The sequence below is a fragment of the Flavihumibacter solisilvae genome (assembly GCF_000814475.1).
In the GTDB taxonomy this organism is placed as follows: domain Bacteria; phylum Bacteroidota; class Bacteroidia; order Chitinophagales; family Chitinophagaceae; genus Flavihumibacter; species Flavihumibacter solisilvae.
Genome location: NZ_JSVC01000002.1, coordinates 68,376 through 85,116, shown reverse-complemented (window position 1 = coordinate 85,116; position 16,741 = coordinate 68,376). Strand labels below are relative to the sequence as shown.

14 protein-coding genes are annotated in these 16,741 nt (G+C 45.6%); 8 read left to right on the top strand and 6 right to left on the bottom strand.

From position 1 onward, the window contains the following. Positions 1 to 82: 82 nt before the first annotated feature. Both OI18_RS02290 and OI18_RS02285 read left to right on the top strand, forming a co-directional pair. Positions 83 to 910, top strand: coding sequence for a chromate resistance protein ChrB domain-containing protein (locus OI18_RS02290; RefSeq protein WP_039137055.1), 828 nt, complete (start codon positions 83 to 85; stop codon positions 908 to 910). A 53-nt stretch (positions 911 to 963) separates the two neighbouring features. Continuing rightward, positions 964 to 1,467 (top strand): hypothetical protein, encoded by a 504-nt coding sequence (locus OI18_RS02285; protein WP_039136790.1) that lies wholly within the window; start codon positions 964 to 966, stop codon positions 1,465 to 1,467. A gap of 9 nt (positions 1,468 to 1,476) precedes the next feature. On the opposite strand, the gene OI18_RS02280 is transcribed toward OI18_RS02285, so the two are convergent. From OI18_RS02280 to OI18_RS02255, 6 genes are all read right to left on the bottom strand, one after another. After that, positions 1,477 to 2,070, bottom strand: a complete 594-nt coding sequence (locus OI18_RS02280) for a c-type cytochrome (protein ID WP_039136788.1) — start codon at positions 2,068 to 2,070, stop codon at positions 1,477 to 1,479. A gap of 131 nt (positions 2,071 to 2,201) precedes the next feature. After that, the gene (locus OI18_RS02275) at positions 2,202 to 3,251 is read right to left on the bottom strand and encodes a sensor histidine kinase (RefSeq protein WP_039136785.1); all 1,050 of its coding nucleotides are present in this window, start codon (positions 3,249 to 3,251) and stop codon (positions 2,202 to 2,204) included. Continuing rightward, the gene (locus OI18_RS23550; RefSeq protein WP_052272792.1) at positions 3,248 to 4,300 is read right to left on the bottom strand and encodes a sensor histidine kinase; all 1,053 of its coding nucleotides are present in this window, start codon (positions 4,298 to 4,300) and stop codon (positions 3,248 to 3,250) included. Before OI18_RS23550 ends, OI18_RS02275 begins: the two co-directional genes overlap by 4 nt. Positions 4,301 to 4,329: 29 nt before the next feature. Continuing rightward, a complete protein-coding gene (locus tag OI18_RS02265) occupies positions 4,330 to 7,311 on the bottom strand; it encodes a ligand-binding sensor domain-containing protein (protein WP_039136783.1) in 2,982 nt (993 codons plus the stop codon). 129 nt (positions 7,312 to 7,440) lie between these two features. Continuing rightward, a complete protein-coding gene (locus tag OI18_RS02260) occupies positions 7,441 to 8,256 on the bottom strand; it encodes a hypothetical protein (RefSeq protein ID WP_039136782.1) in 816 nt (271 codons plus the stop codon). 109 nt (positions 8,257 to 8,365) lie between these two features. After that, positions 8,366 to 11,065 (bottom strand): PAS domain S-box protein, encoded by a 2,700-nt coding sequence (locus OI18_RS02255; protein WP_160290182.1) that lies wholly within the window; start codon positions 11,063 to 11,065, stop codon positions 8,366 to 8,368. 123 nt (positions 11,066 to 11,188) lie between these two features. Between OI18_RS02255 and OI18_RS02250 the strand changes: the two genes are divergently transcribed. The 6 genes from OI18_RS02250 to OI18_RS02225 all read left to right on the top strand — a co-directional run bounded on the left by OI18_RS02250 (position 11,189) and on the right by OI18_RS02225 (position 16,737). After that, positions 11,189 to 12,133: a bifunctional helix-turn-helix transcriptional regulator/GNAT family N-acetyltransferase gene (locus OI18_RS02250; RefSeq protein ID WP_039136780.1), complete on the top strand. Its 945-nt coding sequence runs from the start codon at positions 11,189 to 11,191 to the stop codon at positions 12,131 to 12,133. Between the two features lie 64 nt (positions 12,134 to 12,197). Next, entirely contained in the window at positions 12,198 to 12,779 is a 582-nt protein-coding gene (locus OI18_RS02245) for an RNA polymerase sigma factor (RefSeq protein WP_072038935.1), read from the top strand. Further along, positions 12,760 to 14,001, top strand: a complete 1,242-nt coding sequence (locus OI18_RS02240) for an outer membrane beta-barrel protein (RefSeq protein WP_039136776.1) — start codon at positions 12,760 to 12,762, stop codon at positions 13,999 to 14,001. The genes OI18_RS02245 and OI18_RS02240 overlap by 20 nt, the downstream gene beginning before the upstream one ends. 20 nt (positions 14,002 to 14,021) lie before the next feature. Next, a complete protein-coding gene (locus tag OI18_RS02235; RefSeq protein ID WP_039136774.1) occupies positions 14,022 to 14,867 on the top strand; it encodes a hypothetical protein in 846 nt (281 codons plus the stop codon). Between the two features lie 20 nt (positions 14,868 to 14,887). Beyond that, on the top strand, positions 14,888 to 15,556 hold the full coding sequence (locus OI18_RS02230) for a YdcF family protein (RefSeq protein WP_052272791.1): 669 nt from the start codon (positions 14,888 to 14,890) through the stop codon (positions 15,554 to 15,556). Positions 15,557 to 15,654: 98 nt separating this feature from the next. Beyond that, positions 15,655 to 16,737 carry a DUF2911 domain-containing protein gene (locus OI18_RS02225; RefSeq protein ID WP_039136772.1) on the top strand — a complete coding sequence of 361 codons (1,083 nt, stop codon included), beginning with the start codon at positions 15,655 to 15,657 and terminating at the stop codon, positions 16,735 to 16,737. Positions 16,738 to 16,741: the final 4 nt, after the last annotated feature.

Sequence of the window (16,741 nt, the reverse complement as noted above, 5' to 3'; positions counted from 1 at the left end):
GGCATTTTAGACTGAAATCCGGAAAATTGTAGAAATAATGCCCTGCTTTACAAATTCCGGAATGCTCATCTTAGATTTAGTCATGAAATGGATTACCAGAGAGAAACCGAAAATCGACCGTATCGCATGCCCATGGCTAATTGTCAATTTTATTGACAGGGACGCTGAGTTCATGTATGTGCCCTTTGACCGGGTACTCGAAGAAGCGAAGGCTAACCAGGCAATTCCCTTCGACATACCTGGTGTCGAGCTTACGCATAAGGGCGACCAATGTACTTTCGATGCTTTGATCAAAAAGTACCGCCTTAAAGATCCGGCATTGGATACCCTGGCAGTTATAGTCCGTGCTGCTGATACAGACCACCATGAACTTTCGCTCCAGGCACCCGGATTATGGGCAATATCTGCCGGACTTGCCTATAACTTCCAGGACGATCACGAACTTCTCGCAAAAGGCATGACGATCTATGACGCACTGTACAGCTGGGCAAAAAACCTACAGCATGTGCAACATACACAGCAACCTTTTGAAAATACACTGCTGAATGTTTTAACGAACCTGAAACCTGCGTGGGCAATCGCATTGAGGGAGATGATCCAGGACCAGATTGATACTGGCATTACCCTGAAAGAACTTTCCAAAAGCCTCGACATAAATCCTTCCTATTTGTCCAGGGAGTTTTCGCGTCACTTCCAGAATCTTTCATTTGGAGAATATGTCAGAAAACAACGAATCGACAGGTCTGTTGAACTAATGCGCAATCCTGACTATTCCCTTACAGAAATCGCTTACCTGTCAGGATTCTCCGACCAGAGTCATTTTACAAGGATCTTCAAAAAACTTAACGGACAAAGCCCTTCTGCCTATCGTAAAAAACTGCTGAAAAGTAATAAAAGTCCAAATGAGTAAGTATCATTCTATTCCTTTAGGGTGTGCCTGGATAAAATTGCGGGATGAAACGAATGATCAATCTGTTTTTGGTAATTACAGTTGCGGGTATCCCCTACAGCGCTTTTGCACAAACTAACCAAAGTGTATATCCGAAAGTAATGGGATATGTTGGCATCCTTCACCCAATTGTCAGCTATTCAAAAGGAGCGCCTGTTTATAATTTTGATGGATACTACGTGGGTGGGCTCCCCACTGGCATTAATATCTGGAAGAACGGGAAGATAGGCTTCTCCGCTGAATTCGTACCCTTTGTACGGGCAGAAAAGGGGACCAGTAAAATGAGCAATTTCCTTTTTCACCCCGGTGTGCTGGTTGCACTGGGAAATGGCTTCACCTTTGCGGGACGTGCCGCATTTGAGACCTCAGGAAGGTATGGGTTCACACCAGTTCTAAACAAAATTGTGAAAAAGAACAGGCAAAGCAACTGGTTTGTCGCGATACCTGTTCCTTTTCGTTTTGGGAATGATCACCCGGCTACCATTACTATCGGGTTTCAATTCGGAATTTTATTCTGATGCGCGCAACTAATATAATTCACTGAATTTTTTGGGAGTTGGCACAACATTCCTGACCGGCCTGGTCGATTTCAGGAATGCATAGATGGCCTGAACGTCCTGGTCATCCAGCTTACTGAAATTCTGCCAAGGCATTGGCGGAAGAAGATCGCGTGTGCCGTTAAGGCCTTTCAATTTTCCACCCATGAATGCTTTTTTAAACTGTTCATAATTCCAGCTGCCGATGCCGGTTGGATCGCTTGTAATATTTGCGGCAAAGGATGCGCCCCAGGGACCAACTATTCCCGTAAAGTCGGGACTGAATATCACCCAGCCCTTCTTAACTTCTGTGCTGTCGAAATCCGGAAGCTTATTGCCTGAGGTATAACCAGACAATCTTCTTTCCTGGATGATTTCGGGGCCATTTGGTCCCATGGACTTTGGAGAATGGCAATCATCACAGAGCATCGCGTTTACCAGGTACCCGCCTCGCTGTACGAGGTCAATGTTTGAAGTTATTGCTTCTTCGCTTTTACCTTCTTTTGCCACACCCTGCCTGCAGGCAGGTACCAGTATTGCTGCAACTGTAACGATTGCCAGCATTACAAACACTAACTTTTGCATAATAGATAAGGTTTAAACATTCTTAGGTAGCAAAGACAATTTAACATGCAAAATCGCCGACGGCAATATGTTAAGGCATGGACTGAAGAAACGACTGTGTGGATTCGCTGATGCAAGCGTTGAAATGATGGTCACCCTGTTGCTGACTGATTCCAGACAAGTGGCATTACAACCATGAAATTTTTTTCTCCTTCGATCACCTGGAAACCGTCCTGTTTGAGCAACCGGTATTTGGCCCTGATATTATTGAGACCTATCCTGGTTGATTTTTCCTTCTGCATTTTCCGTTGAAGGTTGTTATTGATGACAAGCTGTTTGGCTGAAGTTGTGAAGATCTCAATGGTCAGCGGTTGCTGTCGGCTTACCACGTTGTGTTTTACGGCGTTCTCCACAACCAGTTGAAGAGCAAGGGAGGGAAGTATATAGGAAGAATATTTTTTATCGATTTCCATGGTAACCTGCAGCCCATCACCATGGCGCGTCTTCAGCAACTGGCAGTAGCTTTCAATAAATTTAAGTTCGGAATCCAGGGTTGTGATACCGTGTTCATTACTGCGAAGAAGGTATCGGTATACTTTACTTAATTCATTCAAAAAAACCTCTGCCTGTTTCTTGTCTTCCGAAATCAGGCTCGAAAGGGTATTGAAGCAATTAAAAAGAAAATGTGGATTTACCTGGCTCTTCAAATTGTCAAACTCCTGCACAATCCGCATCTGTTCCAGTACTTCCTTTTCGGAAAGACTTTCCTTGTATTTACCAATGATATATATGCCTTCAAAAAGTGTACTAAATATAAGGTTGACGCAAAAACCCACGACAAGCGCCCATTTTACACTGTCAGTTGTTAAACGGAATCCGAAAAGACCAAAGGCATGATATACGAATAATATGATCAGTACAGAAGGAGTCATTACGATGACATATACCGGTATCTTCAGCATTACCCGTTTAAAGGTCTGGCTTAACAAAGGAAATTTTTGCCAAATCAGGTGATCGTACTGGTAATGCATATACCATGACCCCATTCCCATTAAAAAAAGTAGGGGAAAAGAAAAGAACCAAAGCTGGCTTTCATAATATACCCGGTCCCCAAACATGATGTAATGCATCACAAAATCGATGATGGGCATCGACATCAGGAAACTGTACAATTGATGTTTAGGTGGTTTATAAAATTTCATACAAAGGTTTCCTTAGACTCTATCAGGGGGATAATGATCTTCCTTTCGGCATCCGATTCTTCAATCATGATTTTTGGCTCATTCAGTAGCTTATACTTGTCGATAAGGTTATCCAGTCCTTCCTCATAATCAATATTGTCACGTCTTATTTTCCTATGCACAGAATTTTCTATTACAAGGGTATGGCTACCGCCGCTGCCAATGCGAATTTTCAGGGGGTCAGCAGCACTTGTGCTGTTCGTATAGATCGTATTTTCAAGTATCGCCTGCAGGCTAAGCGGAGGCAACAGCATATGTTTATCTTCGGCACGCACTTCAATGCTTGCATAGATCGCATTTCCAAACCTTGCCCGGATAAGATACAGGTAAGATGTAACGAACTTCAGCTCTTCTTCAAGTGTGACCAGTAATTCATCGTCGCCACGGAGCATATACCGGTGCACCTTTGTCATTTCGTTGAGAAATTTCTCTGCTTCGGTCTCGTCTTCGCTGATCAGGCTTGACAGTGAATTAAAGCAGTTAAAAAGAAAATGGGGATTTACCTGCCCCTTCAGGCCGAGAAGTTTTGTTTTCTGGTAAACATTTTTCAATTGTTCGGTTTCAGTAACGGAAATTTTCCAGCTGTGCCAGTTGGCTACAGCTTCATTAATAAAAGTGAGAATAGTGCTTGTAATGCAACCAAAAAGAACTGCCCACCAGAACATACTGGTACGCGGCTCGCAAACGTTCACGGCAAGTGTATTAAAGTATGAATACATGCCGGTGACCATAAGCACATTCATGAGATAAAAGATCGGCAGCATAAGGCCGATCCGGCGAAATAAATCACTGTTATCCGGAAATCGCTTCCTGATCAGGTATGAGACAGTGCGGAAAAGATAATAGGCGAAAAAAAGATACAGGGCAGAAAGTGAAAATTGCAAAAGGAAACGTTGCCAGGTGGTAAAAATGCAGTTCCCGAAAATTATAGAATTAATTACGGGTACATAAGGGACCATGATCCATATAAAAGCAATGGGCTCCCTTTTGCTGTACTTCTTTAACGCCATGTGTCTAATTTACCATTAATTGATCCGCTTCAAACCCGTACTCCCAGTTTTATTTCGGTCCCGCTTTTACCTGATTGAATATTAAGTGTTGCATGAATAGAATTTGCACGGGTCTTCATTTCGGCGAGGTATTTAAACGTAGACCCATTGGACCTTTCCAGCTCCACGCCTGACGCCTGGATGAACAGGTACAACTTGCCTTTTAAATAGTAAAGATTGACCCGGGTTTTCGGAGCACGAAGTACTTCGACAAGCGCAAGGATTGCAAGTTTATATATAATTATGAATTCCAGCCTGATCTTCATTGAAAGGTTGAGCCGGTGTATGGTCTCATCTGCATCAACCTCAACCTCAACGTCGTACCGGCTTCTCATTGCCTGCGCCACTTCATGAATCCGTTCAACTGTGCGGGGCATGTTATCATTTACGGGGTCAATGCTCCAAAGCACGTCGTTCATGGCTATTACCATATTGCGGCTCTTTCGCTGAATCTCGTAAATATATTCTTTGGATTTCTCCGGCTGGGTATGCGCCTTCATTCCCGCAATCTCACTCAGCATACTGATGTCCTGGAGCGTGGTATTGACATCCTCATGCAAATTGCCAGCAATAGCTGTGCGCATCTGGTGTTCAGATCGCATACGCTGTTGTCGCTGACGATCGAGCCAGAAAAGTCCCGCTGCTATTGCAAGGCCGATGAGGGAGTAAAACCACCTTGTATTCCAGAATGGCGCTTTAACAGTAATATTCAGCCGCGTAATCTGCCCTATGCTGCCGTCCGGATTGTTGCAGCCGGTTTTAAAAGTATAATCACCTGGCGGCAGGTAATTATAAATTGCCTGTGACTGGTTACCTGCTTTGACCCAGGTCTTTTCGAGACCTTCCATCATATAGTAAATGGGATACTCATTCTGGTAGGTGAGTGTTGAAAGATCAATCACCATTGAGGTCTCGTCATGTTGCAGTTCCACTCTTTTCAGTTTCATCACTGAATCCAGCTTGAGTGGATTGCTCATCAGCGACATTTCACTTATGAAAACCCTGGGAGGCACATACTCTGAAATGGTGACGGAATAGGGATTGAACAGGAGGATGTCATGCGCCGTCCCGAATGCGATCCGACCATCGGACAGCTGGCGAGATGAACCTACGTGAAAAGCGTTGGTATGCACTCCATCCGCAGAATTGTAAAGACTAAGCTTGCTTTTGACGGGATGAAAACTCACAATTCCAATCCCGGTCGACATCCAGATATAACCATCCTTGTCTTTGACCAGGTTTGTGATGTCATTAGTCTCCAGCCCGTTTTCTGCAGAAAAATACCTGAACTTTCCTGTACGGATGTTCAAAAGGTTCAACCCGTTGGCAGCAATTACGAAAATGCTGTCATTATACTGGATAATGTCGGTAGCATTGATGCCACGCAACACTGTCCCCGGCATCCCTTCCATTTTGTAATGTGCAATGATCTTTCCCGATGATGGATCGAGTCGTAATAAACCGCTGGTTGTTGTACACACCCAGATCACTCCTGAGCTGTCCCGGTAAAGCCTGTTGACGGTTGATTGCAGGCGATGTAACACAGTTCCTGACCCTGTTGACGGATTCCATTTAACCACGAACCCCCGCTGGGTTCCGAACCATAGATAACCTTTTCCATCATCCACCACCTGGCGAATAGTACTGCTTTCAAAGATGGAATCCTTGATTTTGCGCGTCTTCCCGGTGGAGGCATCATAAGCGAATAAAGTACCTTCCTGGTTACCTCTCAGGATGTTTCCATTGGACAATTGCACCATGCACCAGGTCATTCCCTCTCTTTCATTGAGTCCCTGCTGTACGACCTTCGACTCAATGGCTTTGAATGTACTGTCGTAGGAAAACATTCCGCTTCCCCATGTACTTACCAGTATTTTACCATCCGAAGTCTGCATTATCCCGGTAACGTCAGGCTCAAAAACGCTGTCCCTTGAAGGCCGCCTGTTCTGAACCGCCCGGAACAACTGCGCAAATGGATTGAAGCGGAACAGACCCTTATTTGTACTGATCCACACATTATTTTCTCCATCCTGGAACAACTGGTTAACAACATCATACCGTATGCTGTATTCTCCGGGAAGATTGTTTGCAACAACCTGTAAATCCGAGCCATCCTTTTTCATCCTCGCAAACAGGTTGTGCCCGGAGAACATAATGGAACTGTCACTCAATTCGGATATTGCACGCAGTTCGTAATATTTATTATTGATCGAACGGCCAAGGATGTTTTGCCATTCTTTTTTGTACCCGGTTAAAGTATCCAAACTCCAGATCTTCATTCCGGAATTGGGCCAGCTGGTCATCCAGAAACGCCCTGACCTGTCGGTATAAGTGAATACCACGGTCTGTGCATTTCCAAGAGTTTCTATGATCCTGTCCTTATCCGCATTATGCCCCCTGTAGCTCATCAAGCCTGCATGTGTATTGTATTTTACTAATCCGGAGTCACAGCCAATCCAGTAGTTACGTTTAATATCCTGCCAGATATGTATAGGTTTCCATCCTTTGGGAAGGGTGAAACGGTTATGCTTTTCTGCAAATTCGCGATGTTCTTCATTGTAGGTAAATACGGCGTTACCCACAGCTGCCAGCATAAGCTTTCCGTCCCGGTCGAGATAAATACCTGCGCCTGATTTATTGAGGATCTCCCTGGGATACTTTACCGGAACCTCATGAAAAGTGAGATCCCGGGTGTCGAGCCAGCCTATCCGTGTGCCCCCCAGGAGCAGCCACAGACGATTTTTCCAGTCAAAGGCGATGTTATAGATCGCACCATCAGGAATGGATGTAGGGTTACCAGCTTCATGACGGATAGTAAGGAACCGATGGCCATCATATCGCTGGAGGCCGCTGGAAGTAGCGATCCAGATATAACCGCTGCCATCCTGCTGTACAGCCATGACATTGTCAGAACTCAACCCGTCACTTACACCCAGGTGTGTGAAAAGAAACTGCTGGTGTGGCTGAGCCAACAAGCCTGAATAACCAAATACAGCCAGAAATATTAGACAGATAAATCGGAACAAGGGGCAGGGCGTTTACTTTTTCAGCTCTAATATACCTATACTTACTTCAAATGCCCGCCAGACCAGCTATTTTTCTCATTGCAGCTCGCGGAGCCACTGTTCTGCAAATGGCCTGGTTACGGAATATACCTCCTTACCTGCACGGAAAACCTGTTTCCAATCATTCGCCTTTCCTTCATAAGCTGAATTCACGAAATATTTTTTACCGCCTTTTTCCGTTAGCGCAGCATCGAAATCTACTGTCGCTGCCAGTTCAAGGTATTTCGACAGGTATTTACGAATCCTGATCTTATGATCTGCCGGGTTTTCTTCTTCCCATTTTTTCAGATCCTGCTTGTAACGCTCCACCCTGTCGTTGTACGAATAGACCTCATATTGGTACATGTTTTCGATCATTTTACTGTTTGGATCCTGGTAATCCTTAAGCGTCTTATGCAGGAGGTCTACGGTCGGCCGAAGTGATTTTTCCATTTCCGGCATTTTCTTAATAGTCTCTTCCGCACCGCTGATGCTTTTTTTCATTTCCTCTACTTTCTCGTTGCGGATATCTTCCTTTGTACGGGTGAATTTTTCCGGTTCAACAGGGCGTGAAGCAGTTCTTTGTAAGTCATATTCCTTGCGGAATGCCGGACTGTTTACGTATTCCTTTGAATATTTAAGCAACTCGGCGGCCAGGGTAGCCCGGTTACCCGCAGCGATCTGTTTCAGGTTGCGAACGCCGTAATGCTCGAGATAACCATACAGGAAACTGTTTCTAATCTTATCAGTTCCTTCTTTCTGTGAGATACCCAGCTGCTTCCAGAGATCGTCCGAAAAACCAGCTGAATAACGGAAGGAGAACAGGAACGCACAAGCCAGCAGCAATGCCGCCGTGAACAATATCTTTTTCATATCAAAGGTTTAATGGCTGATGATTTTTGATCAGGCCATAAAATTGCTTCACCACTGAGCAAAAAGAAAATGCCTTATGAATGAATTGATAAACCCCTTGTATGAACTGTCAGGTAAGCGGCACAGTGATGTCTATCCGGCATCCTTTATCCGGCTCACTCTGCAACTGAATTTCGCCGTTATAGGATTCTACCCGGTTAATGATATTGGCAATACCTATGCCCTTCTTCTTTTTGCGGACGTCAAAGCCCACACCGTTATCGGTCACGGCCATTCGAAGGTAATTTTCGCAAACCTCAATATAAATGTTCACCTCCGTGGCACGGGAATGTTTCAGTATATTATTTAACAGCTCCTGTAAAATCCGGTAGATATTCAGCTTGAGATCATTGTCAATCCTGAATTGTAGAGGTACATTATACTGCACGGAAATATCCAGCCCGGCATTGCGTGCCAGTTCATTTGCGAGCGACTGGATAATATCTTTCAGGTTGATCCGCTTCAATGGAGTTACGTGCTGGTGACTGAGCAGTCTTATTTCCTGGATCGCGGAATTCAGCAGTTCAATCGACTTCTCTACGAATTCGAGCCTTTCTTCTACATGATCCCGGGCAATGGCAAGATAAAGATTAGTACTTGCCAAAATCTGGTTCACATTGTCATGTAACTCCTGTCCAATCTTGTTCCTTTCCTTTTCTTCTGCCTCTATCATTGCCCGGGTGATCTTGCGTTGCTCCCTGATCCGCTGGGCAAGCATCCGCTGCTCAAGCGCCTTCTTTTCTGTCAGGTTCGTCATGGCAAGCAAAAAGCCCGAAACATTTTCTTCCTTATCGTTCGTCGGAAAAATCTTTACATCGTACCAGTGCAGGCTTCCGTCAGGTTGCACATACTTGGCTTCGTAATTCACAGCCCTGCCACTCAGAACTTCGTTGATCCTGCGAATCAATTCGGCATGTCTCGATGCCGGAAAATAATCCGATAGCGAAGAACCAAGCTTTGCCTGCAGTCCGAGTTCCTCCCGTGCAAATTTTACTGCCGCATCATTGTATGAAACCAACCGAAGGTCTTTGTCTGCGAGCGCATATACGGTATCAGTTGTGTGGAAAATGGCATTCAGGTTCGCCTGCGACTCATGTAATGCATTTTCTGCATTCCGCCGGTTGAGGAAAATCCGGATCATTTCGGAATGCATATTGATCATTTTCCGCTCCTCGGTAACAAATGGACCTTCAATTTCATCAGGTCTCTCTTCGAGGTAAACAATTTCCACAAAACCCGGTATGTTGTCAGAAGTTATGAACCCGGAAAGCTGTTTGTGCGGACCGTCTACATAGTTTGCGGTACGATATTCTTTATCGCCCACCACAATCCGTGCAGCTGCGATATCAGAATATCGCCAGCCGCCAGGCAAAATTGAAACTATCTGCTGAAGTACTTCATTAATGGAAAGATCTTCGGATTGCACCAGCTGCCCCGATTTGTAAAGTGTTGTCAGCTCCTTTATCCGCTCTTTCAGTTCATAACGTGCCTTCTCTTTTTCCTTTTCAATGCGTTTCCGTTCGGTGATATCGACTAAGCTGCCCCGGACTAGTTGCCTGTTTTCAGACGGCAGGCGAACCAACCGGACTTCACAGGGAATCAACTTGCCTTCTGAATCCTTATGCATCCATTCAAATGAAGGTTTCGCTCCTACCAAAGCCTCCTGCAGCTTTTCCATAGCTGCAACATCTGAGCGCCTTCCGTCCGGTTGGTAAACAGGACTGAGTTCCTCGGGGCCCTTGGTCAACAATTCTTCCTGCGACATCCTGAACAGCCGGCAGGCACTTTCACTTACGTTGACCATCCTTCTTTCTACCAGATCATATACAACGAGGGCCTCAGGTGCATTTTCGACCAGGATCCGGTATTTGGCCTCACTTTCACGTACAGATTCATTGGATTTTCTCCTTTCAGTAATATCTATCAATGTGCCAATCACGGCAATTCCGCCTTTAAGCCGGGTTCTGCTTCCAAAAGCTTCCACCCAGATCACAGATCCGTCCTTTTTGATGCCGCGAAATTCGTAACGAAGACTTTCAATGTCGTAGTCAAGCCGGCTTCGGAGATTGGATTCGACAAATGGACGATCTTCCTCCAATACAAGGTCCATTACCGGCATTTTCCTGATAAGTTCTTCCTGTGAAAAACCAAATATTTCAGCGAATGACGGGTTTATATATACGAACCTGTCATTCTGGATCATATATACACCAACGAGACATTTATCAACAAGCGTTTTGAACCTGGCTTCCACTTCCTTTTTTTCCTGTTCCGCTCTCTTTCGTTCGCTGATATTTCTCGTTGCGACATAAACACTTTTAACGAAACCGTCTTCATCCTTTACCGGGGAGTAACTGACACGCACCCATTCAGGGAGTCCGTGTTTATTTATGCTAAGATCATAATCTACCTGCTCTCCCAGGAATACGCGGGCAAAACTCGAACGGATTGGCTCCGTTGTATCGTGGGGAATGACATCAAGTATATTGGTACCAACACCGACCCTGTGGCCCCAGGCCCGTAGGAGATTTCTTTGCGCGGCTTCATTGATGAGTGTAACCTGATAACCGCGGTCAACCATGTAAAAATTGTCGGAATCACCTGAGAGCACCTGTCGCAGGTTTTCTTCCGTTTCGCGTTGACTTGCTGAAGCCTTATTCAATTCCTCACAACAAAATGACCTGATATCAGCTGCAAGGCCCCTATCAAGTTGTTCTACCCGAGCTAACAGCAACTCCAGCTTTTCCTTCTCACGTGACCGAATAGCCATATTTCTGTGTTGGATTTTAAACGCGCGAAGGTCCCTAATATTTTTGAAAAAATACATTTATTATGCCCCTTACCCATGAATTCAGTATATTTACGTAACCAATTACGTATTCAAATACTTATCATGGAATTCTATAACAGGACCGGGAAAATGGCTATTGGCAGCAGGCTGCGCCGACTCAGTGATGCCATAACCGACCAGGCAGCAGAGGTGTATCGTTTATACGGGGTCGACCTTCGCCCCAAATGGTTCCCGGTGTTTTTTGCCCTTTCTGATGGCAAAGCCAAAGGCATTATGGAAATCGCCCGGGAGATAGGCCACAGTCATCCATCGGTAAGCAAGATCGTTCAGGAAATGATGCGGGAAGGATTGCTTAATGAACGGCCCAAGGAAGAAGATGCACGAAAGACGGTGGTTATATTATCGCCGGCAGGACTTGAAATCAGGGAGAAGATCCAGCTGCAGTACCTCGATGTCAACTCAGCCATTGAACGAACGCTGGGGGAAACGTCACACAATCTCTGGAAGGCAATAGAGGAATGGGAATATGTCCTGGAACAAAAAAACCTGCTGGAAAGAGTGAAAGATGAACGGAAGAACCGTGAGTCGGCGGGGGTTAGTATCGTTCCCTTTAACGATAATTACCAGGCCGCCTTCCGGGAACTGAATGAGCGTTGGATCAAAGCTTATTTCCAAATGGAAGAAAGCGATTACAAGGTTTTGGATCATCCGAAGGAAAATATCACTGATAAGGGTGGCTATATTTTTATGGCATTGTACAATGGAAAGCCTGTCGGCACCTGCGCCTTGCTCAAAATGGACGACAATATTTATGAACTGGCTAAAATGGCTGTGGCACCGGAAGCCCAGGGCAAAAACATCGGCTTACTTCTGGGACAGGCGTGCATAGCCAAGGGAAAGGAGCTGCAGGCTGACAAGCTCTACCTGGAAAGCAACACCCGGCTTACCCCTGCAATTAACCTGTATCACAAACTTGGTTTCAAAAAAGTAACCGGCCATCCCTCTCCCTACGAACGCTGCAATATCCAGATGGAGCTGGTTCTGTAAAAACTGCCCTTCTACCCAACCAAAGTTTCATTTTGGTATATCCTTTAAGGTAAAAGCCAAAGATTTGTCAGACAACCTTCCAACCATATTAAAGGGATGTTGTTCCGGCGACAGGTCATCACAGGCGAAGTTGTACGAAATGTATGCCCGAAAGATGATGGGAGTATGCCTGTGGTATTCAAGGAACCGGGAGGAAGCTGAAGAGATCCTGCAGGATGGGTTCCTGCGTGTCTTTACATATATCGGGAAATTCCGGCATGATGGTCCGCTGGAAAACTGGATCCGGAAGATCATGGTAAATGCCGCATTACTTCGTTTCAAAAGCAAACATCCTCCTTTAACCACACCGGTGGAAGCAGTTGAAGTAATCTGTCCCGACAGGTACAGCCACGTTTATGCCATACTCGAGGAAAAAGAATTGCTTAAGATCGTTCAATCTCTTCCTCCTTCCTACCAGATGGTTTTCAACCTTCATGTGCTCGAGGGCCTGAAACATCGTGAAATAGCCAGTATTCTGGGAATATCGGAAGGAACTTCGAAGTCGAACCTGTTTGCCGCGAGGGCATTCCTGCAAAAGCTTTTATTGTCAGAGGAACTTGATTGTGTAACCCAAGACCGTATGGAGTATGAGGAGAAGAATACATAAAACAGATGTAATATTCCGCCATGCCTACCAGACACTCGAAGGAGTGCCTTCCGTCCATGTCTGGAAAAAAATCTCAAGCCGCCTTGACGAAATACAACCGGAACAGACGCGGCAATTCCTGCCAGGGAAAAAATATCTTTTACTCTTTGCGCTGTTACTTCCGTCACTTGTATTGCGAAGCCCGCTTGTTGAACCTGTAAACCCAGGCCCGCCGGAATTGTCAACTGCCAGCAAGAATATGTTACCGTCATCCAGCGACAGCTATCGCTTTCCCGTCAGGCAAATCAAAAATACCAGCACGGAAAACTATAACGCAGCTAAAACCAAATTGCCGGAAACCGAGCATTTCCCCCTTCATGAAACAACGCCTTTTATATTTTCAGTCACACCGGGAACTCCGGTTGTTAACCCGGCATCAATGCAACCCGGCAACCTGTCCGCTACACTTGCAAAGCCCATCAGCATTGAAATAACATCCCGAAGGCTGTCTCCCGTCTTCAGGCCATATTGGGAGGTCACATTATTTGCTTCGATTGACCATGCAGGTTACCAGGTCGACAGTGATCTTCCACCGCTGCAACAGCAGGACAAGAAGAACATACTTGAACGTGAACGGAATGAACCGTCTTTATCCACAGGCATACTGGCCACATGGCGGTTCCACCAGCGGCTTGGATTACAAAGCGGATTGTTCTACTCCCTGACATCCATCCATATTGATCCGCAAGTCCTGTTCGCTTCGCAGGCGCCTGATGGATCAATCGTGTACAGGTATAATACTTCGGCAGGCTATGCGAACATAGCCAGCAAGGGTTCGCCCGCTCCTTCAATTGGAGACAGCATGACTACAACAGAGGCGAAGCTGAATTTACACAGCATAAATCTGCCGGTGTTACTTCAGTATGAGCTGGGAAAGCATAAACTGAAGTTTACGCCTTCAGCCGGAATCGCAGTGAGCCTAATGACGAAAGCGGTGCTCAAAACAGAAATGTCAGACAACAACAATCGTGAAAAAGAATTTAGTGAAAGTCTCCGGGGTACCAGCAAATTTTATTGGTCCGTGATGGCTAGCGGAACAGTTTCATATGAGATCGGCAAAAGTTGCAGGATTTATGCGGCACCAATGTTCCGGTTTGCAGTTTCGCCGATCACCAATAACAATATTGTAGAAACATTCCCTTACAGCATCGGACTCGCAGCCGGAGTAACGATGAAATTCTGAGACACACCAACTCAACTAAAATGAAAAAGCTGATGCTGCCATTGGCGCTGGCATTTATTTGCCTGCATGTCTGCGCTCAGCAGACAGATTTAGATACAATTCTGCCAAGGTTCCTGAGTGACCGGGGCGAAGGCATTCCCACTTCTATGTTTGGTACTTACATCAGGAAAAGAGAAATCATCATTTACCCATTTTACGAATATTACTATGACAGGAATTATGAATACAAGCCACAGGAAATGGGCTACGGGAAAGATGTTGATTACCGTGGAAAGTACACCGCCAACGAAGGAGTGATCTTTATTGGTTATGGCATCACCGACAGGCTTGCCGTTGAATTTGAAGCATCCATAATTTCAGCTGAGCTTGTTAAAAACAAACAGGACGATTCAAACATGCCGGAGGAAATCGCTGAATCCGGACTGGGCGACGTGGAAGGACAGCTAAGGTATGTGTGGAAGAAAGAAACTGCAAGAAAGCCGGAGATCTTTAGCTTCTTCGAATATGTTTTACCACTTCAGAAAGATAAAAAAATCATCGGTACTTCCGATTGGGAGTTCAAGTTGGGAATTGGTTTTATAAAAGGATATTCCTGGGGCACTCTTACAGTCAGGACAGCAGTTGAATACGATGGTGAAGAAAGCAAAGTGGATTTTGGTGAGTATGCAATAGAATACCTTAAACGCGTATCCGGGCTATTCCGGTTTGCAGTAATCATTGAAGGTTCGCAGGATGAACTGGAGTTGATAACCGACATGCAATTTCATGTTAGTGACCATGCATTCATTCGAATAAACAACGCATTTGGAATTACTTCAAAGGCCACCGACTATGCCCCTGAACTGGGCGTTGTTTTCCATTTTTGAATATTGGCTATCTTGTCCAGATGAAACAGGAAACTTCAGCTATTACTCCGGAAGTACTGGAACTTGCCGGAAAGCTATGGGAATACCATCACATGAACCATACTATGCGGCCTGCTGATTGCATTTTTGCGCTCGGCAGTCATGATCTTCGGGTTGCGGACCGCGCAACTGAGCTCTACCTGGAAGGGCTGGCGCCACTGGTAATATTTTCCGGTGGACTGGGGAATGTTACACGGGGCATCTGGACTGAAACAGAAGCTGACCAGTTTGCAGGTATTGCCATCCGGAAAGGCGTACCGGAAAGCGCTATCCTGGTTGAAAACAAGTCGACCAATACTGGTGAAAATATCCTGTTTACACAGCAATTGCTAAAAGAAAAAAACCTGGATCCCCGCACTTTTATAGTAGTCCAGAAGCCCTACATGGAACGTCGCAGCTTTGCTACATTCAAAAAGCACTGGCCGGACAAAGAGCTGCTGGTCACTTCACCGCAATTGAGCCTGCTTGAATATCCAAATGAAGAGATCCCGATGGAAAGAGTGATCAATATCATGGTCGGGGATCTTCAGCGCATCAGGATCTATCCGGCAAAGGGATTCCAGGTGCACCAGGACATTCCCGACAACATCTGGAATGCTTATGAAATGCTTGTTGACCTGGGCTTCAGCAGCCACCTGGTTAAGGAGTGAACTTATCGTGACTGCACCGCTGGCATATTATGACTCCGGACCGGCATTTCGAAAATCGTAACTTATAAGACAGTCATTCATCACCTAAAACTGCTTATATGCTTACGCAAATCACCAGGCGCCTGACGCTGTTGCTGATTGCATCAGCCAGTATGCAACTAATGGCACAGGTTACGACGCCACGACCACAGAGCCCCGCTGCCGAAGTAAAACAAACCATCGGCATTTCAACAGTTACAATCAACTATTCGCGGCCTGCCGTAAAAGGAAGGGAAATCTGGGGCGCTCTCGTTCCTTACGGTTGGAACAAACAGGGATTCGGTGCCAATAATGAATCGCCCTGGCGGTCCGGTGCCAATGAAAACACAACTATCGAGTTTTCAAATGACGTGGTTGTAGAAGGCCAGAAAGTACCCGCAGGCAAATATGGTTTGTTCTTTGTCGTGAACAAGGACAATACCGGGGAAGTGATCCTGTCTAAAGACAGCAGGTCATGGGGAAGCTTCTGGTATGACGCAAAACATGACCAGCTCAGGTCTCCAATTAAACTCCGGCAGGTGGCACATACCGAACTGCTCACCTTCGACTTCATGAACATCAACCGCACTTCTGCAGAGCTCGTACTTAATTGGGAAAAACTTCAGTTTCCGGTAAAAGTTGAATTCGCCGTTGACGATATCGTCATGAACAATGCTGCCGAAGAACTGAAAGGACCGGTGGGTTTCAACTGGATGGGCTATGCCAGCGCTGCAAACTATGCCTTGCAGAATAAGGTCAATTATGACCAGGCGATTCAATGGATAGACCAGGCGATCGCGCAAAATAATAGTTTCGCAACAATGAGCATAAAATCGGCACTGCTGAAAGAGACCGGCAAGACAGCTGACGCCGACAAAATGATGAAAGATGCCGTGGAGGTAGCAACCGAAAATGAATTAAACCAATATGGCTACCAGTTACTGGGACAAGGTCAACACGACAAGGCTATTGAGATCTTTACGCTGAATACAAAGCGGCATCCCAAAAGTGCCAATGTATGGGACAGCCTGGGCGAAGGCTACGCGATAAAAGGCGATAAAAAAAATGCGATCATCAATTTCAAAAAGTCACTCAGCATGAATCCGCCGGAAAACGTCCGTGCGAATTCAGAGAAGTACCTCAAACAATTGGGAGGCATGTAGTAAC